Source organism: Streptomyces sp. NPDC031064, assembly GCF_055570965.1.
This window is the reverse complement of record NZ_JBVIGF010000010.1, coordinates 62795-81924: the sequence shown is the minus strand read 5'-3', so window position 1 is coordinate 81924 and position 19130 is coordinate 62795. Positions and strand designations below refer to the sequence as shown.

16 protein-coding genes are annotated in these 19130 nt (G+C 70.1%); 11 read left to right on the top strand and 5 right to left on the bottom strand.

All coding sequences use genetic code 11. The annotated features are described in order from the left end of the window. Positions 1-62: 62 nt before the first annotated feature. Complete coding sequence (locus tag ACZ46W_RS30870) at positions 63-848, bottom strand: amino acid ABC transporter ATP-binding protein (protein ID WP_468344563.1); 786 nt, start codon at positions 846-848, stop codon at positions 63-65. Between the two features lie 942 nt (positions 849-1790). On the opposite strand from ACZ46W_RS30870, the gene ACZ46W_RS30865 reads away from it, so the two are divergent. From ACZ46W_RS30865 to ACZ46W_RS30855, 3 genes are all read left to right on the top strand, one after another. Further along, entirely contained in the window at positions 1791-3053 is a 1263-nt protein-coding gene (locus tag ACZ46W_RS30865; protein WP_468344560.1) for a hypothetical protein, read from the top strand. Then, entirely contained in the window at positions 3050-4279 is a 1230-nt protein-coding gene (locus ACZ46W_RS30860; protein WP_468344557.1) for a Dyp-type peroxidase, read from the top strand. Before ACZ46W_RS30865 ends, ACZ46W_RS30860 begins: the two co-directional genes overlap by 4 nt. Before the next feature lie 299 nt (positions 4280-4578). Beyond that, on the top strand, positions 4579-5316 hold the full coding sequence (locus ACZ46W_RS30855) for a hypothetical protein (protein ID WP_468344554.1): 738 nt from the start codon (positions 4579-4581) through the stop codon (positions 5314-5316). Between the two features lie 143 nt (positions 5317-5459). On the opposite strand, the gene ACZ46W_RS30850 is transcribed toward ACZ46W_RS30855, so the two are convergent. Further along, complete coding sequence (locus ACZ46W_RS30850) at positions 5460-6074, bottom strand: TetR/AcrR family transcriptional regulator (protein ID WP_468344551.1); 615 nt, start codon at positions 6072-6074, stop codon at positions 5460-5462. A 310-nt stretch (positions 6075-6384) separates the two neighbouring features. Between ACZ46W_RS30850 and ACZ46W_RS30845 the strand changes: the two genes are divergently transcribed. The 4 genes from ACZ46W_RS30845 to ACZ46W_RS30830 all read left to right on the top strand — a co-directional run bounded on the left by ACZ46W_RS30845 (position 6385) and on the right by ACZ46W_RS30830 (position 10424). Next, entirely contained in the window at positions 6385-7578 is a 1194-nt protein-coding gene (locus tag ACZ46W_RS30845; protein WP_468344548.1) for a cytochrome P450, read from the top strand. 5 nt (positions 7579-7583) lie between these two features. Then, a complete protein-coding gene (locus ACZ46W_RS30840; RefSeq protein WP_468344545.1) occupies positions 7584-7799 on the top strand; it encodes a ferredoxin in 216 nt (71 codons plus the stop codon). A gap of 784 nt (positions 7800-8583) precedes the next feature. Continuing rightward, complete coding sequence (locus tag ACZ46W_RS30835) at positions 8584-9573, top strand: helix-turn-helix transcriptional regulator (protein ID WP_468344542.1); 990 nt, start codon at positions 8584-8586, stop codon at positions 9571-9573. A 41-nt stretch (positions 9574-9614) separates the two neighbouring features. Continuing rightward, a complete protein-coding gene (locus ACZ46W_RS30830) occupies positions 9615-10424 on the top strand; it encodes a dioxygenase family protein (protein ID WP_468344539.1) in 810 nt (269 codons plus the stop codon). 214 nt (positions 10425-10638) lie between these two features. Here the strand turns inward: ACZ46W_RS30830 and ACZ46W_RS30825 are convergent, their stop codons facing one another. After that, positions 10639-11325 carry a hypothetical protein gene (locus ACZ46W_RS30825; RefSeq protein ID WP_468344536.1) on the bottom strand — a complete coding sequence of 229 codons (687 nt, stop codon included), beginning with the start codon at positions 11323-11325 and terminating at the stop codon, positions 10639-10641. 614 nt (positions 11326-11939) lie between these two features. Between ACZ46W_RS30825 and ACZ46W_RS30820 the strand changes: the two genes are divergently transcribed. Continuing rightward, positions 11940-13040: an amidohydrolase family protein gene (locus tag ACZ46W_RS30820; RefSeq protein ID WP_468344533.1), complete on the top strand. Its 1101-nt coding sequence runs from the start codon at positions 11940-11942 to the stop codon at positions 13038-13040. Positions 13041-13419: 379 nt separating this feature from the next. On the opposite strand, the gene ACZ46W_RS30815 is transcribed toward ACZ46W_RS30820, so the two are convergent. Further along, positions 13420-13980, bottom strand: a complete 561-nt coding sequence (locus ACZ46W_RS30815) for a GNAT family N-acetyltransferase (protein WP_468344530.1) — start codon at positions 13978-13980, stop codon at positions 13420-13422. Between the two features lie 125 nt (positions 13981-14105). Between ACZ46W_RS30815 and ACZ46W_RS30810 the strand changes: the two genes are divergently transcribed. The 3 genes from ACZ46W_RS30810 (at position 14106) to ACZ46W_RS30800 (ending at position 16507) form a co-directional block, all read left to right on the top strand. Continuing rightward, positions 14106-14300: a hypothetical protein gene (locus ACZ46W_RS30810; protein ID WP_468344527.1), complete on the top strand. Its 195-nt coding sequence runs from the start codon at positions 14106-14108 to the stop codon at positions 14298-14300. Between the two features lie 1182 nt (positions 14301-15482). Further along, on the top strand, positions 15483-15977 hold the full coding sequence (locus ACZ46W_RS30805; RefSeq protein ID WP_468344524.1) for a hypothetical protein: 495 nt from the start codon (positions 15483-15485) through the stop codon (positions 15975-15977). Between the two features lie 122 nt (positions 15978-16099). Next, positions 16100-16507 carry a hypothetical protein gene (locus ACZ46W_RS30800; protein ID WP_468344521.1) on the top strand — a complete coding sequence of 136 codons (408 nt, stop codon included), beginning with the start codon at positions 16100-16102 and terminating at the stop codon, positions 16505-16507. 414 nt (positions 16508-16921) lie between these two features. Here ACZ46W_RS30800 and ACZ46W_RS30795 read toward each other — a convergent pair whose 3' ends face one another. After that, positions 16922-19036, bottom strand: coding sequence for a hypothetical protein (locus ACZ46W_RS30795; RefSeq protein WP_468344517.1), 2115 nt, complete (start codon positions 19034-19036; stop codon positions 16922-16924). Positions 19037-19130: the final 94 nt, after the last annotated feature.

Genomic DNA, 19130 nt, shown 5'->3' with positions numbered 1-19130 from the left:
GCATGACATGGAATGGATCGGATCGATCGGTCGGGACCGGACCGGTTCCTCACCGGGTCGGCTCAGTGGTGGAGGATCTTCGACAGGAAGTCCTTGGCGCGGTCGGTTCGCGGGTTGCTGAAGAACTGATCGGGCGTCGTCTCCTCCACGATCCTGCCGTCCGCCATGAACACCACGCGGTTGGCGGCCGAACGGGCGAAGCCCATCTCGTGGGTGACGACGGCCATCGTCATGCCCTCGCGGGCGAGCTGCTGCATGACCTCCAGCACCTCATTGATCATCTCGGGGTCGAGCGCCGATGTCGGCTCGTCGAACAGCATGATCTTGGGTTCCATGGCCAACGCTCTGGCGATCGCCACGCGCTGCTGCTGACCCCCGGAGAGCTGCGCGGGGTACTTGTCCGCCTGGGAGGCCACACCGACCCGGTCGAGGAGGGCGCGCGCCCGCTCCTCGGCCGCCTTCTTGTCCTTCTTGCGGACCTTGATCTGCCCGAGCGTCACGTTCTGCAGCACGGTCTTGTGCGCGAACAGGTTGAACGACTGGAAGACCATCCCCACGTCGGCTCGCAGGGCGGCCAGCTCACGGCCCTCTGCGGGCAGCGGCTTCCCGTCGATGGTGATCTGACCCGAGTCGATCGTCTCCAGACGGTTGATGGCTCGGCACAGGGTCGACTTGCCACCGCCGGACGGCCCGATGACGACGACCACCTCGCCACGGGCGATGCTCAGGTTGATGTCCTTCAGCACGTGCAACGCGCCGAAGTGCTTGTTGACGTCGCTCAGCACCACCAAGGCGCCGCCGTGCGTGCCTGGCGTGTCATATGTCTTGCCCACTGTTGCTCCGCTCATCGGCTTCATCCTCCGTCCGGCTCCGCCCCGGCGCACGCCGAGACCGGCGCCAGGGTGGGGGCCGGTCACTGTCTCGAGGAGCGCAGCGGCCGGGCCCTACGGGCCAGGCGGTGATCGGAGAACCCGCCGCCCAGCTAGTCAAATTTGACTAAAGTGTGCCGGTGTGGACGAAAAGACCATCCTGATGCTGCCGTACCGGACCCTCCAGCCTGTCGTCTCGAAGGGCTGTGGAGCGAGGGTCGGCGCGCTAGTGCTGCTCCACGGCCACTCGGCGAGACGGCGCCTGGTCAGGACCGACCTTGCCCGGTGTGGCGCGGGCGTCGCCATGGTGCCTCGACGCGGGCGCGGCCGGCCTGCTTGCGAGGCGCGCGTCCGGGTGGTTTTGGGCACGGACCCACGAACCCACGAGCCCATGGCCCCCGGAGTCGCCGGGGGTCATGGGCTGATGGGTGAGCAGCACCACCGGTACGCGGGGTGGTCGTGGCGGACATGCCGCGCCGCCTCTAGGCCGTCGAGCTCGGGCATCTCCAGGCCCAGCACGGCGAGGTCCGGCCGGTGAGCCCCAGCCGCGGCGCCGGCGGCGGGCCCGTCCGCGACCTGGGCGACGACCGTGAGGTCGCGTTCCAGGACCCACGCCGGGGTCGCCGTCCAGCGACGAGCGCATCCGCCCAACCCAGGAGCCCGAGGACGTTCGTGAGCTCCGCCGCCAGATCGGCACGCCGCCCACCCGTGCGCCACGGAGTCGCGGGCCTCCGACAGCGCCTCCCGGGCCGGCACGGCGATGAACGGCCGCCTCCCGGGCCGCCGGCGCTCCCGAACCCCCGTCACACACATGCGTGCGCTGAAGCGGACATACACCGCTTTACCCGCATATGCTTGACCTGACTAGGTATCACTCACACTGTCCTACAGGGTCCCGCACCCTTTCTGGGAGGCGCCGCCGTGCCGTTTTCCGCTCCCGGTCTGGCCGATGACCTGGCTCCTGACCTCGTGGCAGCCTGGAACAAGGAGATCCGCCGCCACTTCGACAACCTGGAGCCCTCGCTCGGGACCAAGTACTTCACCCTGGAACCCGGCGATCCCTCCCCCCAACGGGTGGCGGTCAGGTGGTTCGGCAACCCCGCCGAACCGGAGTTCTGCTTCGACACCGACACCGCCCGTAAGCTGTCGGACTGGGGCGTGCGCGGCCGACGCGCTCTGCACAACGAGTACTGCGAGTACGCACTCATCAGCGCGGCCGACAGGGACGGCCGACTGCGCCCCAAGCGGGTGCAGGTCACCACCGAACTGCCCGAGTACTACCTCATGCTCGCCGAGCACGACCCCGATCGCCTGCGCGAGGTCCTGACGGCGACGCTCAGCAGTGAGCCTCGCTGGCAGGAGCTGTACGGACCCACCGTGGCCGACCCCAAGCCGCTCAGCCCCCACCAGCGCCGGGCGGCGTTCGCTCGTCAGCTCACCGGTCACGGACTCCACCGGGACCTCCAGGACGCCGGGGTGCCGGCCAATCCCGTGGGCTCCCTCAACGCGGTCAACGCGCTGTTCATGGCCCATCCGATCAACGGGCTCGACGACCTCATCTACATCGTGATGTTCGGCTCGAAACCCTACGCCCGCCGCACCGCGTCAGGGGCCCTGGAACCGGCCGGCCGCGATCAGATCTTCCGGCAGGAGCCAGGTCTCGAAGCGCTGTCCTGCCGCCATGCCGACCCCGCCGCCGCCCTGGCCGCGGCCGGCGCCGCCTTCGAGGGGCGGACCGTGTCCTTCGCCGACCCGCTGGGCATGTACATCCACGAGTTCACCTCCGAAGTCTTCCTCTTCGAGGACGGCCCTGTGCCTGAGGAGTGGATTCGGCTCGGCCGCGGCCGCGATGGGCTGCACCAGCGACTGGAATTCGGCCCGGCGGACGACGACCCGCACTTCCTCGACGAGATCGTCGTGGTGGAGGGCGAGTCGGAAGAGCCGCTGACCGGTGGCTACCAGGTTGTACGCCAGGTACAGGTGGGACCGGTGGTGGCGCTGGGCGCGCCGAAGACCGTGCCGCCTGAGGATTTCGTCGAACTTCCGGCCTCCGCCGGGCCCATCCGCTGCCGGGACGCGAGCGTGTGCGCCGACACGGTGCGACCACTGAAGGAGGCTTACGAAGCCGAGGCCGCCCTACTGCCGGGTGGCGCAGGGGGCGGCGGTCGCCGGGGCCCGCGATGAGCGCCCTGCAACAGGGCATCTACCACGGGCCCGGCCGGCGCCCCCCGGCGCATTTCGCGCTGGTGTTTCTCCGGGCCGCCCCCGAGGCGAATGCCGTGTCCGTCGACGCCGCGCTGCGCGAAGTGACCGCCATGCTCCGCGAACTCGCCGCCGGCAACGTGAGCGAACTGCCAGGACATCCGGTGCCGAGCGGGAACATGGAGTTCCTCCTCGGCTTCGGACCCAAGTCCTTCAGCATCGCCGACACGAAAGTGGCGTGCCCAGCCGCACTCGGCCCACGCTTCCGCTTCCGCTCGCCCCGTCCCACCGGCGGCGGTCCGCTGTTGATCGGCGCGGGTCTGCCCTATGCGCCGGACATTGTTCACAACGACGCCACGGAGGAGTTCTGCCTACAGATCACCGCGAACACCCAACTCGCGGTCTCGCGTACCGTCGTGGAGCTGTGGAAGCTGCTGAGCGATGAACGGACCGAGGACACCCGGATGGCCACGCTGGAGATTGCGGGCATTCACACAGGATTTCAGCGCGAGGACGGGCGGAGCTGGATCGGCTTCCACGACGGGGTGTCCAACCTCGACAGCAGGGACCGGGAACAGGCCATCACCATCGCGGATTCCGAGGCGGGAGAGGACACCTGGACCGTCGGCGGTACGTACTTGGTCTTTCTCCGCCTGGCCGTCGACCTGACCCAGTGGCACCACCTGCCACGCGTGCAGCAGGAACTGCTGGTCGGGCGGGAGAAACTCACCGGGGCGCCGCTGATCGCCCGGGGCCCGGACGGGCAGCCCGTGTCCGCCCCCGGGTGCCCGGTCGCCGGGACCACCGAGGTGCTCCAGGCGGGCAACGAGGGCTGCCTCGAACCGGGGCCCACGGACGACCCCGTGCTGCTCGCCTCCCATGTGCGCAGGGCCAATCTGGCCGGCACCAGCGATCCGGATCAGGGCGGCTCACTGCGCGTCTTCCGGCAGGGATACGAGTTCTTCGAACCGGTCGCGGCCGCACCCGGCTTCCGGGTCGGGCTGAACTTCGTCAGCTTCCAGGACAGCCCCGACCGTCTGTTGCGGGTTCTCACACAACGCGGCTGGCTGGGCGGAGTCAACTTCGGCGGCCGGCCCGGGCAGGAGGGGCCGGCCGCCCGGCTGCTGACCGTGAGAGCGGCGGGGACCTATCTCGTGCCACCCGTACGGGAGACAGCGCCCTATCCCGGAGCCGAGGTTTTCGGCTAGGTCTCCCGCCACCCGGTGAGCCAGTCGGTAGCGGCTCGCGAGGATGCCGTCCAGTCGGTTCCAAGAGGCCGCCCCACGGCAATTGGTCGGACACCGGCCCGGGAGGACACCGGCCCGGGGGGAGCGGCCCGGGAGGGGAGTGTCCGAGAGGGGAGTGTCCGAGAGGCGAGCGGCGGCCCGGCGCTGTCCGTCTTCGCGAGGCCGACAGAATCCTCACACCGCTAATGTCACCTGGTCGTATTTCCGGCGGGCCGGGGAACCGCCCGCTTCACCAAGGAATTGGATCAGGGGGGCATCACATGGACGCCAGTATCACCTCGGCCTTGATCGGGGCCGTCGCCGTGGGCGGCACGGCCCTGGGAACGGTGCTCGGCGGATGGGTCCAGGCACGTGGCGGCCAGGCCCAAGCCAAGGCCGCCCAGCAGGCTGCCCGGATAGCGGCGGAGGCCACGCACCAGCAAGCCCTCTACGACCGCCGCTGGTCGCTTCTGGCGGCGTACCTGCGAGCCGCCAGCGAATGCATGGAGGCTGCGGACCAGCTCTACACCACGGACTCCCTGCCGGAGGCCCGGCGGCGCTGGCACGCGTTCACGCTCGCCCACGCCGAGGCCGAACTGGGAGCACCGGCCGCGCTCCTCGTGCCCATCGACGACCTCCGCAAGGCCGTGGGTCGCATGTACTGGACGGCTCAGCAGTCCGCCCCCGCCGAGCGGGCCCTGAAGGAGCTGCGCAGGCGGGCGAAGCAGGGGGAAGCCGCAGCGGTCCGGGCACTGGAAGCGGTCGAGAGGCTCTGGGAGGCCGACGATCACATTCCCCTTGAGCAGCGCGCATCGTGTCCGGAATACGTGAACGTGGGGCAGGCTCTCGACGACCTTCCCGGATTCGGCGAAGAGCACACGGCCCTCGTGCTGAGCAGGACGCACCAGCAGCGGGAGGCCGCCCGCCACGACAGGGAGACCCGCAAGGAGAACCACCATCTGGCGCGCCGGGAACTGGTGGCGGCCGCGCGGAACGCGTTCGGCACCGACCGCTTCTGACAGGACGCGCGCATCGGCCCGCAGGAGGTCCGAGCATCCCATCCGAGCCGTAACCGGCCCGCCGACAGCTCACCGCGTCGGGATCGCACGATCGGACATCACCGGCTGTGGTACGTGGGGCCCGCATGCCTCGATCGAGAGCCTCAGCCGCTGCCGGTGCGCCGGTCCTGGGGCGGTGCCATGCCGTCCAGCAGGTGGCCGAGCGCGCTCACCACCAGCCGGCTCACCTCGGCGGCGTCCGCGTCCGCCAAGGGCCGTTTGCCGACGACCACCCGCATGAGGCCGATGCCGACGAGCCAGGACAGGGCCAGATCGGCGCGCAAGCCGCTGTCGTCGGCGTCGCTCAGCGTGGCCAGGGCCCGGGCATAGTCGTCCCCGAGAGCGGTGACCGCCGCCGACACCTCGTCCCCCGCCCCCACCGACCGCAGCAGCGTCTCCAGGGAACGGCTGGACCCGGCGTCGTTGCCGTCGACCGGGGTCGGCGCGAGCATGCTCGCCAGTACTGTCTCCACGAGCCGTTCCGGACTGGTGTTCCGGAGCTGTTCCGTACCGTCGCGCGACACCACCTCCCCGAACAGGGCCCGTTTCGAGCCGAAGTGGCGGAAGAGGAGCGCCTGGTTGACCCGGGCGCGAGCGGCGATGTCCCGTACGGTGGCCCGCTCGTAGCCGCGCTCCGCGAACAGGCAGGATGCGGCGGCGAGCAGCCGTTCCCGCGTCGAGGCGCCGTCCCGTGCACCGTGACCGTCACTGTTCACCACACCGTGACCGTCATCGTCATCGTCCCGTACACCGTGACCGTCACTGTCCCGTACGCCGACACCGTCATCGTCCCGTACATCGTGACCGTCACCGTCCCGCACCACGTCACCGCCTTGTGCCGGTGGCGGAGCCGGCCGCGTCCATGGACCCCCGCGCGACAGCCCGGCCTCGGCGTCCGCCTTCCTGGCCACCACCTGCCACCCCCTGTTCGTCCGGCGCATCGTGCGCGAGCCCGCGCAAGGCACCGTTGACCGCTCGGAACCCCAACTCTAGGTTGGTAAGCAGCCGCTTACACCAGGGAGGTTTCCCGTGACCGCCATCCATGAACAGGCGCCCCTGACCTATCCGTTCAACGAACCCGAGGGGCTGGGGCTGGCCGACGCCTACGCCGAGGCACTGGAGCATCCCGGGCTCTTACGCGTACGCATGGCCTTCGGCGAAGCCGCCTGGCTGGCCACGAGGTACGCCGATGCCCGGCTCGTCCTCGGCGACCGGCGCTTCAGCCGGGCCGACGCGCTCGAGCACGACGAGCCGCGCCAGTCGGAAGGGCAGCAGGACGCGGGCATCCTCAGCATGGACCCGCCCGAGCACACCCGGCTGCGTACCCTCGTGGCCAAGGCATTCACCGTGCACCAGGTGGAGAAGCAGCGGCCGCAGGTGCGGGAGCTGGCGAACGGGTTCCTCGACCGGATGGAGGCCATGGGCCCGCCGGTCGACCTCGTGGAGCACTACGCGCTGCCCATCCCGGTGGCCGTCATCTGCCGGATGCTGGGCGTACCGGAGGAGGACCGCCCGAAGTTCCGGGTCTGGAGCGACGCCGCCCTGTCGACCAGCTCCCTGAGCGCCGAGGAAGCGGACCGCAACCGCGAGGAGCTCCGTGCCTACATGGGCGCGTTGATCAAGGACCACCGGGACCACCCCCGCCCGGACCTGATGACCGGCCTGATCGAGGCCCGTGACACGGGCGACCGCCTGACCGAACTGGAACTGGTCGACCTGTGCGTGGGAATCCTCGTCGCCGGGCACGAGACCACGGCCAGCCAGATCCCCAACTTCCTGTACGCCCTGCTCGACCACCCGGACCAACTGGCCCTGCTGCGCGAACGGCCGGAGCTCATCGCCGGCGCGGTGGAGGAGCTGCTGCGCTTCGTGCCGCTGGGCAGCGCGGCCGCCTTCCCCCGGTACGCCAAGGAGGACGTCGAGGTGGGCGGCACGCTCGTACGCGCCGGAGAGCCGGTACTGGTCGCGGTCGGCGCCGCCAACCGCGACGCGCTGAAGTTCGGCGCGCCCGGGACGCTCGACATCACGCGCACCGGGGTGCAGCACCTCGGTTTCGGCCACGGGGTCCATCACTGCCTCGGCGCGCCTCTCGCACGGCTGGAACTCCAGGAGGCGCTGAGCGCCCTGATCACCCGTTTCCCGAGGCTCCACCTCGCCGGTGACGTGGTGTGGAAGAGCGAGATGCTGGTCCGGGGGCCGCGCGAGATGCCGGTGGGGTGGTGATCCGGATGCCGTGGACGACCCGGATCGATCCGCAGCAGTGCCTGGGCTCGGGAATGTGCGCCGCTCTCGCCCCCGAGCTGTACCGCCTGGAAGGCGAGCACGCCGAACCGGTACGCGAGGAGATCGGCGTGGACGAACGCGCCCTGGACGCCGCCGACTCGTGCCCCGCTGCGGCCATCACCGTCCACGACGGGACGCGCACCATTGGACCCCGCCCCTAGGCACAGTCCGGCGGATCCGCCGGCCTCGGCGCAGGTCGCGGCGGGCCTCGGGTCGCCGGCCGCGCCGACGAACGGGACCCGCTGGTGAAGCGGAAACCAGGAGCCGCGTGTTCGAACGGTGCTCGCGAACGGTGCTCGTGAACGGTGTTCGCGAACGTTGGGCGGTGCGCGGTTGCGTGCGCTCTTGGCGCGGCTCGCACTGGAACCCGGGCGGGCGGTCTGGCCGGGGGCGCTGGTCGAGGACCTGTGGGGGGACCGGACCCCGGAGGATCCGGCGAACGCCTTGCGATCGCTGCGACCCGTTCCCGGCATGCCGAGGCCGCGGCCGTCCTGCACCACGCATGGGGGCTGTGGCGAGGGAGGGCGGGCGCTCGCCGACGTACCCGAGGTGCCGTTCGCCCAGCGGGCGGCCGAGCGGCTCGCGGGGGCGTGGCCGGCCGCTGTGGAGGCTCGGATCGAGGCCGATCTCGCACGGCAGGCCACCGGGCCCGCCCTGGTCGCCGAGCGCCCGCGCCGCCGAGGGAGGCGAGCGGCAACCTGGACGCTCCCTCGACGAGCTTCATGGGACGCACGGACGACGTCCGCCGGGTAACCGAACTGCGCGGCCACGTCCGGCTGGTGACCCTTGCCGGGCCGGCCGGCTCCTGCCCCGTACGTCCGACAGCGAGCCCGCGAGCGGGCCCGGCGGGGCGCGGCACCCGTGTACGGGTGCCAAGCCCCACGCGTGCGTGCCATGGTGGCACCGGCAGTTGGTCTGGACCTTCACGGGAAGGGGAACAGGACGATGCGCGGCACCACCGTCTTACCCGGCACACCATGCACCGCACCCGAGGACGGCGTGCTCCCCATGCACCGCCTCGAAGTGCCGATGCCCAACGCCCTGCCGTTCGCGATCGGCAGCTTCGACACCATCGGACCGATGTCCCGCGCGTCCTTCCCGCACCGGCACACCTTCTACGAGGTCGTGCACGTCACCGCGGGTGCGGGCACGCACGTACTGGACCTGTGCCGGTGGGAGCTGCGGCCGCCCCACCTGTGCGTCATCGCGCCGGGCCAGGTCCACCACTGGGAGAACGCGGAAGGGCTCGACGGGTCCGTGGTGCTGTTCACCGAGGACTTCCTGCTCGACCACCCCGGCGACCGCGACGTCCTGAGGGGCTTCGCCGAGCGTCCCTGGCTGACGCTCGATCCGAGCGACCACATCCGGACCGGCCGCCTGATGGCCGACCTCCATGAGGAGTACCAGCGTGGCGCCCCCGGATTCGAGAGCGTCCTGCGCGCCCTGCTGCACATCCTCCTCGTACGCGTCGCGCGGATGCCCGCACCCGCACCCGCACCCGCACCCGCACCCACGGCCGTGACCGTCGCACCGGGAGCCACCCGCCCCGGCGCGGTCGCGGACGCGTTCGGCCGCCTCCTCGGACGTACCGATCCGGGCCTGTGGTCGGTACGCGCCTGCGCCGAGCACATCGGCGTCACGAGCGGATACCTCACCGAGGCCGTGAAGGCCGCCACCGGCCGGACCCCCGGCCAACTGGTCCGCGAGGCCCGCGCCCATGAGGCCAAACGGCTGCTGGCGCACACCGACCTGACGGTACGGCAGGTCGCGGCACGCGTCGGGTTCACCGACCCGGCGTACTTCTGCCGCTTCTTCCGGCGCGAGACCGGGCTCAGCCCCGGGGCGTTCCGGCGGGGCGGCGAGGGGGACGGCGGCGGTGGTATTCACCACGACCACCGGATCGCGTCCATCGCCCGCCCGGAGCCGGCTGCGTAGGTTCGGTGCCGACCCCCGACGCCCCCTCACGAGGAGCAGGCATGTCCGGACACCCGAGCCGCAAGACCGTGCTGCGCGCCGCGCTCGCCGCCGGCGTCACCACGCCCGCCGCCCTGATGGGCGTGCCGGCCCTGGCCCGTACGGTCACGGCGAACGACGCCACGAACGGCACCACGCCCCCGCTCACCCCGTCCTGCGACGACGGCGACGACCCGACCCCGCCGCAGATGGAGGGCCCCTACTTCAAGCCCAACTCTCCCCGGCGCACCTCCCTGCTGGAGCCCGGCACCCCCGGCGTGCGCCTCACCGTCACCGGCTACGTCTTCGGACTCGCCTGCCGCCCGCTCAACGGCGTCCTGCTCGACTTTTGGCAGGCCGACGTCAATGGCGCGTACGACAACGTGGGCTTCCGCTTCCGCGGGCACCAATTCACCGGTGAGAGTGGGGCGTTCACCCTCACCACCATCGTCCCGGGGCTGTACCCGGGCCGCACCCGGCACCTGCACGTGAAGCTCCAGGCACCGGGCCGGCCCGTGCTGACGACACAGCTCTACTTCCCCGGCGAGCCGCGCAACAACACCGACCCGCTCTTCGACCCGCGGCTGCTGATGACCGTGCGGGACGCGGGCGGCACCAGGGAGGCGGCGTTCGACTTCGTCCTGGACGTGCCACAGTCGCCGGGGCCCGGGCCTACCCCGCCGCCCGGCGGGTCCACCTGGGCGGCGGGCACCGCGTACCGCCCGGGCGACCGCGTCACGTACGGCGGAGCGGCCTACGTCTGCCTCCAGGGCCACACGGCCCAGGCGGGCTGGGAGCCGCCCCACGCCCCGGCCCTGTGGCGGGCCGGCTAGGGTGCGCCGCACGGCCTGTTCCAACTGCTCACTGGTACCGCCTCGGACGGCGTAACCGCTTGCACCCGGACCCGGCTGCCCGCAGCCAGGGCCGGGTGACGGCGACAGACCCACCAACCGCTGCACCTCGTGGACACAGGGAAGGCATGCTTCTCCGCACGGACGAGGACCGGACACCGAGGCCAGTGTTATTGCCCAGGGCTGCGCAGATCGCTTACTGCCGGGCTGCGGCCTGTTCGTCGGGGGCGGTCACGGTGGCGGCTTTGCCGTCCTGCAGTTGCTGAAGGCGCTTGAGCGTCGCGGCGAGCATGGCTTGTGTGCCCGAGGGGTCGCCGGCGGTACCGCCTTCGATCCGTACCCGGATGTTGGCCTTGCCCGAGCGGACGTACCCGTAGACGGAGTCGTCGCTGAGGCCGGGGTTGATGACCAGTGTGTTTTCGTCGCCTACCGGCTTTTTGGGGTTCTGCTGCTTGCTCTTCTCGGTGCCCTTCCACGCCGTGTACTGGCGGTGGGCGTCGTCGGCCGATCGGAAGAGGCAGATATGTATGAACGCCATGTTGTTCGTGGAGCCGTTGTACTCGTACGAGGAATCGCCGCCGCGGACCCAGCCCGCCGGCGCGGAGTCGGCTTCCTTTGTGCCGTTGCAGTACTGCCCTTCCGTCACCGACTTGTCGCCGTGAAGGGACCAGCCGGGAAGGGTCTCGCCGTCGCCGAGCAGGGCCTGCGTGATCTGGGCCTGGGTGAGTTCCTTCGTGATCGGCTTCGGGGCAGGAGCGGAGACCGGCTTGTCGCCCTTCTCCGTGCCGGAGCCGGGAGCCGGCTTGTCGCTGCTGGAGGAGCAGGCGGTGAGCGCGGCAATCCCGGCAAGGGCGGTTACGAGGGTGACGCGTGCACGTGACATGCACACAGCCTATCCACTGTTGATCATCACGCTGGCCTTGAGGGACGGCCGCAGAAGGTGGGCCGAGGCGCCATGGCCTCACCGCCGGTCGGGCGGAGAAGAGCCAGCCCACCGAGCCCGTGGTGCAGTGCCCCAACGTGCCCGGTGAACGTTCAGCCGCCGTCATCCATGGCTGGGGCTGTGTGGCGTGCTTGTGCCTTGCCGGGGGATGTCATCGGCCCCGGGCGGGGCCCGTCCCGGACGGTTCCCGTGCCTGTCCGGGACCTCACGGGCGCCCAGCTTCTCACGATGGGCGGATCGCTGATCGCGGGTTCGGGGGCGCCAGCGCGGGTCGGCGGCTCGGCCTCGGTGGGCTGTGCCTCCGCCTGGAAGCCCTCCCCGGCGCCCCGGCCCCCACGACGCCGTCGTCGAGGACGATGATCGCGCGCCCTCGCGCCCTCCACCGCCGGGAAGCCTGCCTGCGCCATCCGTTCGATCCATCGGGTGACCGGACAGACCGCTCCGGCGAGTCCGTGTCACCCAAGGCAGAACCGCCACTCACACTGTGCCGAATCTGTTCGTATATGCGCCGTGTGTGCTACTTCTGCGCGGCTGGTTCCCGTGGGAGCACAAACGTGATCCTCCTCCACCGCAAGCGCGTCCTCGTATCCGTCGTCGCAGTGGCCGCTGCGGCCGTCGCGGCCTCGCCGGCCGGCGCGGGCACCGTCCTGGCCGACGGCGCTTGCTTCGACCGGGCAACACGCCCCTACACCTCTGTCGTGGACAGCCACCTGCACTACCGGCCGTTCGGGGGCAAGGCCATTTCCTTCGAAGAGGTCAATGCCTACCTGCGCCGTAGCGGCGTTCGGTACGTCAACGCATTCGGTATCGGGCAGAAGCTGCCCGCCGACTCGAACTGCACCTACTACCTCAACTGTCCGGGCACGCCCGTACTCCCCAGCATCAAGAACGACGTCGTCAACGCCGAGAACTACCTCGAAACCAAGCCCACCAGCCCGCATGTCACCCTGTCGATGACCTCGTTCGACATCGCCAACCCCGAGACCATCCCCGAGACATTCGACATGTACGACCGGGAATTCCCGGGACTGTTCCGGTGGGCCGGCGAGCTCAACCTCATCAAGGGCGCCCTGCTGCCCAACCACCACGAGCCCGCGACCAGCGAGGACATCGACGCCTGGGCGCCGATGATGAGGAAACTCGAGGAACGCGGCATCCCCGTCACCATCCACGCAGACCTCGGCACCGACGCCGAACCCACCAAGTACCTGCGCCTCTTCCGGCAGGCGCTTGACCGCTACCCCCGCAACAAGATCGTCTGGGCCCATATGGGCCTGTCCAAGGAACTGTCCGCCATGGACCCGCGCCGGCACATCGCCATCGTGAGCGATCTCCTCGACCGCCACCCCAACCTCACACTCGATCTGAGTTGGCGCGTCCTGGAAGACCAGTATTTCAGCAAGCCGGGCGTGCGCAGGCAGTACGCCAACCTGCTCGACCGCCACCCCACCCGGGCGATCCCGGGCACCGACTTCGTCGCATCGCGCGACAAGACCTACGCCGTGTACAAGGAAGAACTGGAAGTGACGAGCCGCATCAACAAGGCACTGGGCGACAGAGCCTTCCGCAACATCGCCCTCGGCGAGAACTATTTCCGCCTGCTCGGACTCGACGCCACCGCACCACAGGTGTGCAAGCCGCGGACCGCCCCGTAGGCCGTCCGCGGTCACCTCGACAGGCCGCGGCGGAGCAGTGCGTACGCCGCCTCAACCCGCGTCAGCGCTCAACTGGCTGCAAAGCCCACCACTCCGGTGGTGACGTGGCAACTCTCGCGCCTCGGCTCAGGGGCCGCGACAAGATTGCGGAGTCAGACCGGAGTAGCAGCCGCGTAACGCCGCTCACCAGTGTTTCCCGATCCACGCCGCACCGGGAACGGTGGCATGTTGCCGCTCCAGGCGGCCCCCGCGAGCTGCCGGATGCTCCAGTGGTGCGGATGGTCGGGGTCGGTGGGGCAAGCGAAGACGTTGAGCTCGCCGGAGCGGTCCCACGGCGACCTCGGTGGGCTGCGGACCGAAAGCCGGGCAGGTCTCGGCCCTAGCGGCCGGCCGTCGCGTGCCACTCGCGGCGGAGGAGGCCGAAGACCCAGGAGTCGGAGACGTCGCCGTTGACGACGCAGTCCTCGCGGAGGGTGCCTTCGCGGACGAAGCCGAGCTTCTCCAGGACCCGGGCGGACGCCGCGTTGCGGGTGTCGGTCTCAGCCTGGACGCGGTTCAGGTCCAGGGTGTCGAACGCCCACCGCAGGACGGCGTGGGCGGTCTCCGTGGCGTAGCCGTGGCCCCACGCGGCGACGTCGAAGACGTAGCCCAGGGACGCGCTGCGGAAGTCCGGGTTCCATCCGGTCAGGCCGCACCAGCCGATGAACGCGCCGTCGGAGACACGGTCGACGGCCCACCGCGCTCCCGTGCCTTCCTCCTCGATCGTCCGGCAGGTCGCGATGAAGCGCTGGGCGCGGGCCGGTTCCGTCCACGGCGGGGAGTCCCAGTAACGCAGTACGTGGGCACTGCTGTGCAGCGCGTAGAGCGGCGCCGCGTCGGCGTCGGAGAACGGCCGCAGTCGCAGCCGGGCGGTGTGCAGCTCGGGGGCGGGCAATGCCATACGGAGCATCTTGCCGCGTCTCGCTCGACCCTGACCATCCGTTTATCCGGACGGTCCGGGGCGCGTGCGTACCCGGTGACGCCGGACGCGCCGCATGGGCAGTGAGACCGCAGCATCTTGCCGGCATGGCCAGCAAACGGCTGCCGTACTGGCGCACCCCCGGGACGCCGACCAGCCTCATCCTGAACCGGAATCCGGACGGTTGGAGGTACGCCGTCCACTTCACCGGGCCGGCCGGCATCGCCGACGGCGCACTCGCCCGTCCTCCGTCCTCGTCCGAGCCCGACATCGCGCGGGTGGCCGTGGTTCGGAAGGCGTAGGAACTCACCCACCGCCGGCTCAACATCCTCTGGCACGCGCCCGATCAACATGACAGGTGGGCCGGCACGGTCACCGTCGCAGGGCCACTTCCACCGGCCTGAAGCCGGCGCACCCATGCAGCCCGAGCACCAGACCGCGACGGCGTCGGCCACCGCACCCCCAGCAGCAACCCCTCCGTGCCCGTGCTGCTGCCAAAACCCGTCAACATCGCGATTCCCTCTCGGGCGGCGGCTGCCTTCTGAACCGGTGTACATCCGGTGCCCGTCTCGGCCTCTGGCATGACTTCCGTGAGGCGGTCATGGTGAGTGATCAGCGGGTGCTTCTAGTGCTTCGAGGATCTGTCGTACGCCCTGGCGCCACTGGTCGGCGTCGGTGCTCTCCACCCAACCGGCGGGCAGTTCGGGCAGGGGTTGGCCGGGGGCCATCGTCGGGGTCGATCACGATGCGGCTGTCGGGGAGTGTGCTGGCGACGAGGGCGCCGGCGGCAACAGCTTCGGCTCCCTCTCCGCCATCGACCCGTGCTCCCGAGTCGATGACTCGCTGGAATGCCCACCCCCAGCACGTCGATGACCTGCTGGTGCGAGGAAGGCCGCCTCAGCGGCAGGAGAATGCCGAGGACACTTGATCTCTGGAGGCTGCTCTATGGCTGAACCACACTTTCTGGAAGCCCGGAAAGCTCTGGAAAGGGCGATCGGCGTCGAGCGGTCCGCGCTCGCTCAAGACCTCACCGCGCTCAGCAAGGCCCAGTAGGCGCAAGCGACACTGTGTGAACGCCTGGCCGTGGAGGAGGTCGTAGCCCAACTGACGGCAGGTGCCAGCACGAGGATGTGGCGCTGGCTGCTGAGCATGCTGGCCGCTCGGTTCGACCCTGATCTGCACAACGACCGACAACTCCACCGGCTTCGTATGGCGCGATCCGTCCTCAGGGCCTGCCCCGATGCCCTGCGGCGCAACGGCCCTTAGTGTCGAAGCGATGGCGGGTCCCAGCACTCCGCTGAGATGTGAACCTGCGCGTGCTGTGGGCGAGCAGCGGCCGTAACTGACCGCGGCGGGACCAGGCGTGGTGAGGGGCGGCGGCTCGGGTTCATCTGTGCCGCGCCGCCCGGCCGCCGCCCCCTGGTGCGTCCGCCGCTCGCTGCCGTACCCGGCAGGAAGTCAGGATCTAGATCCATGGGGGAACCATGCGTAAAAGTCCAGGCAGGTCGATCACGGCTGTCCTCATGGCCGCCGGGCTCGTCGCCACCGCGGCCACGACGGCGCAGGCCACGACGGCGCAGGCCGGCCCGGTGTCACAGGGGGACATCGCCGGGCGAGCGGGCGCGTCAGCCGCCGCCGGTTCATGGGCCGGATACAACGTCTCCGTGTACACCGGGGGCAAGCAGCGCGGCCAGGCGTGGGGCTCGATCAACTGGATCGACCGGAACAGCTTCTCCGTCCCCGACTACTGGCTTAAAGACACCTCCTGCGACGCCCATTCCGTCTACTCGTTCGTCGACGTGAGTGGCCTGTGGAGGGGCAAGAAGCGCTGGAACGAGCAAGGGTGCGGCAGCTCGGTCAATTTCGGCCGCGTGCAGGCCCGGGACACCAACCGGATTCGCTACGTCTCGATCTGGGTCTGCCGGGACGAGATCACGGACGCGTGCACCTACAAGACCTACCGCAACCCCTACGCATGACGGCGGTGGCCGGTCCTCGCACCCGCGGTGGTCCGGCCCGCACAAAACGTACGACCCGACACGACGAAGACCACCGGTGTCCTTTCGCAGCGTCAAAGGACAGAACGGACGGAGGAAAAACCTTGTTCAAGCGCCACGTCGTACGGACGCTACCCCTGGTGGCAGGCGGTGTCGCCGCGCTCTCCCTCTACACGGCGAGCCCCGCATTCGCCGACGGCCAGGCGTGCTACCCCCGGGGCTGCGGCGACTCGCCGGCCGCGGGGGCACGCTGGGAGGACCACGGCGACATCTTCCACGTGCACGACTACAGGGCCGATGGCAAGGCCACCATGGGCCTCATCCAGTACGAGGTTCCGGGTGGATGGGTGAACGTCACCAACGGCATATGGAACCACAACGGTTACAGCGGCCCGCCGGTCCGGCGCAACCTCGAGGTCGCCGAGGGCAAGCGCGTCCGTTACATGGCATGCGTGGAACCCGCCACGTCGGCGACCTGTTCCCCGTGGAAGTATGAGACGAACGACGGCTGACCCCTCGGCGTAGAGAGGTCCACCGGATGGCCCGGGCGGTCGGCAGCGCTCCAGGCCTCCATCTGGTGGCCGGCTGTCGGCAGCGGCCCGGCCCCGGCTGGACGACCTGATCACTGAGGACGCGGGCGCGGACGCGGACAGCGCGGACGGCGGGGGGCACGTTCTTCACCGAGCTGAAGGCCGACTCGGGCGCGCGAAGGAGTACCCCTAGGACCTGCTGGCGGCGGCCGGGCCGTTGCGTTACACGTTGCTGTCGACGCTGTGTCACGTGCGGTAGACGGAGATCACCGACTCGCTGGTGGAGCTGTTCATCCAGCTCGTCCAGAAGGTCAATCCGCCGCGACGGCCCGGCAGGGCCCCTGTGCTGTACAGGGAGGGCGCGGCCCGCGCCAGGAGGGCCGTGCACCCAGCGGGTCACCCCGTGGCCGCCCGGCAGTTCACGCCGATCTCGGTCAGGTCGGTCCACTCGTGGATACCGGCGGCGTTGACGAAGACGAGCCGGTCGACACGGTCCTCACCGCTCGGCTTGCACAGGTTCTGTCGCGCCTGGGCGTACCGGGGGCTGCTGAGAAACCTGGTGAGGTCGGCCTTGCCGGCGTTGAAAAAGACGGGGCCGACGGACGGTTCGAGGTTGATCTGCAGGACCCGCTCGAAGCCGGGCGGCGCGTTCTCCGGCTGCCGTTTCCCGCCGCCCTTGGTGTGTTCGCCGTTGAGCTGTTCCGCGCCGTCCTTCATCCGCGGCCACAGCTTCTTCCAGGCTTCGATGGTCTTGACCTGGACGGCGCGGCGGAGCTCCTGGCCGTCGCGGTCGCTGGTGTAGATGTAGTCGGTCTTGTACGTCTGGCCGTTGCCGGCTTTGTAACCGCCGTCGTACCAGACCTTCGCGTGGGGGTCGGCCTTCACCAGGTGGGCGATCTGCTGGAGGACCCGAACGCCGCCGATCTTGTCGATGCCGGACAGGCTCTCGGCGAGGTCCCCGGGGTTTTGCAGGCGGCCGGAAGCGGCGATTGTCATCAGCAGCGGCAACTGCCCCTCGTGGTTCGCATCCCGCAGCGCCTGGATGGTCTTCTCGTTCGTCTCTTCATCGGTGATGGGGGCGTCCTTGGTCATCTGGTCGAGGAGGTTGGCGAGGAGCGGCTTGAGGGGGGTGGCGACGAACACGTCGTCGGGCTTCAGTCCCCGTGCGTACAGCCGCTGCCCGACCCTCGGGTCGGGCCCGTAGGTGGCGGAGGAGTACACCCATGAGTAGTCGGTGTGCCGCACCGTCTTGCCTGTGCCCGCCGCGGCGTTGGGGCGGGTGCCGCTGACGCTCTTGGACTGCCCAGGGCCCAGGGTGCCGAGCGGGTGGGCCCGGTCGGGGATGCCGGGGAAGCTGACGTGCAGAACCGCCTCGGCTGCCGCGTTCCCTTCGTTCCTGACGGTGAACGCGTACGAGCAGGGGTTGGACGTGCACAGGTAGGGGCTGGTCAACGTGGTGACGAAGTTCGGGCCCTGCGACCTGGCGGCCTTTGCGTCCGACGAGGGGGGAACGGCGGCCGCCGCGGCCTCGGCTGCCGCGGCCCGGGTCGCATCCGTCTCCTTGTCCGTGGCCGGTTTCGGTACCGCGACGAGGTACGGGTTGGAGAACCTGCCGTCGTCGCCGTCGTCGACAGGCACCACCCGGTGGCCCGCGCTCACCGCCAGGGCATCGACGCCAGGCCGTCCACGCCAGGCCGCTGTCGTGACCGGCCGCGCATTGGCAGGGTTGAACCCGATCGCAACCAGCGTGTACGGGGCATCTGCGGTAAGAACGACCGTCTGCTCATCCACCGTGTAGGAGATCGCCCGGCGGCCTTGAGGACTGCCGGCGTCCTCCTGCACCACAGCAGGGTCAGTGGTCACCTGCCTGACGATCGCAGCCAGCGACTTCGGGGACAGCGATCCCGCGTTCACCCCGAAACTGTCGAGCATGTGGTACCCGGAACGCTTCTCCGGAGCCACCCACCGCCCAGCACTCGTCAGGTCAGTCCCGTTGTGCGGACCCTGCTGCGCCCAGAACTCCTTGTCGCCCTTGAGGTAGAGCTGCTCACCGGACCACGCCATGGTGGCCTTGCCGGTCACCGGCTCCTCGAAGGTGCCTGACGCTTTTCCGTCGTCGGTGACGGTCAGCTCGGCCCGGGTGACGGGCTTGCCGCCGTACGGGGCGTAGGCCGCGGACAGGTGGATGCCGGGCAGCTCGTCCAGGGCGGCGGCGGCCGCGGTGCCGTGGGCCGCGGCAGCGGCCAGCGAATCCGCGACCGGCCCAGCGGAACCGCCGGCGGAGTCGTCCGGACTGCCGGACGAGGAGATGGCGGTCAGGATGACCGCCAGGACGACGCCCGCGGCGGCCACCGACAACAAGGTCTTCTGCTTACCCGTGGCCCTCTGCCAGGCAGAGGGCCGTACGGGTGTGGCGGGCGGATGGGCGGGCGGCGGCGGGAAGGTCGGCGGCGGTGGCCCCTTCGGTGGCGTCTGCTGCCCGGACTCGCCATCAGACTGGTGATCGTCCATGCTTCCCCCTCAACTGGTTGTTGGCGGCTGCTTGATCCCGGCGACGTTACGGCACCAGCTCTAGCAGTCACAGGCTCCATTTCGCCTTGTGCCG

What these genes read in the sequence shown, in the direction of transcription:
- ACZ46W_RS30795 (WP_468344517.1), bottom strand. Translation starts at nt 19,036, where the DNA reads ATGGACGATCACCAGTCTGATGGCGAGTCCGGGCAGCAGACGCCACCG.
- ACZ46W_RS30855 (WP_468344554.1), top strand. Translation starts at nt 4,579, where the DNA reads ATGGACGCCAGTATCACCTCGGCCTTGATCGGGGCCGTCGCCGTGGGC.
- ACZ46W_RS30805 (WP_468344524.1), top strand. Translation starts at nt 15,483, where the DNA reads ATGCGTAAAAGTCCAGGCAGGTCGATCACGGCTGTCCTCATGGCCGCC.
- ACZ46W_RS30830 (WP_468344539.1), top strand. Translation starts at nt 9,615, where the DNA reads ATGTCCGGACACCCGAGCCGCAAGACCGTGCTGCGCGCCGCGCTCGCC.
- ACZ46W_RS30810 (WP_468344527.1), top strand. Translation starts at nt 14,106, where the DNA reads ATGGCCAGCAAACGGCTGCCGTACTGGCGCACCCCCGGGACGCCGACC.
- ACZ46W_RS30870 (WP_468344563.1), bottom strand. Translation starts at nt 848, where the DNA reads ATGAGCGGAGCAACAGTGGGCAAGACATATGACACGCCAGGCACGCAC.
- ACZ46W_RS30860 (WP_468344557.1), top strand. Translation starts at nt 3,050, where the DNA reads ATGAGCGCCCTGCAACAGGGCATCTACCACGGGCCCGGCCGGCGCCCC.
- ACZ46W_RS30840 (WP_468344545.1), top strand. Translation starts at nt 7,584, where the DNA reads ATGCCGTGGACGACCCGGATCGATCCGCAGCAGTGCCTGGGCTCGGGA.
- ACZ46W_RS30835 (WP_468344542.1), top strand. Translation starts at nt 8,584, where the DNA reads ATGCGCGGCACCACCGTCTTACCCGGCACACCATGCACCGCACCCGAG.
- ACZ46W_RS30825 (WP_468344536.1), bottom strand. Translation starts at nt 11,325, where the DNA reads ATGTCACGTGCACGCGTCACCCTCGTAACCGCCCTTGCCGGGATTGCC.
- ACZ46W_RS30815 (WP_468344530.1), bottom strand. Translation starts at nt 13,980, where the DNA reads ATGGCATTGCCCGCCCCCGAGCTGCACACCGCCCGGCTGCGACTGCGG.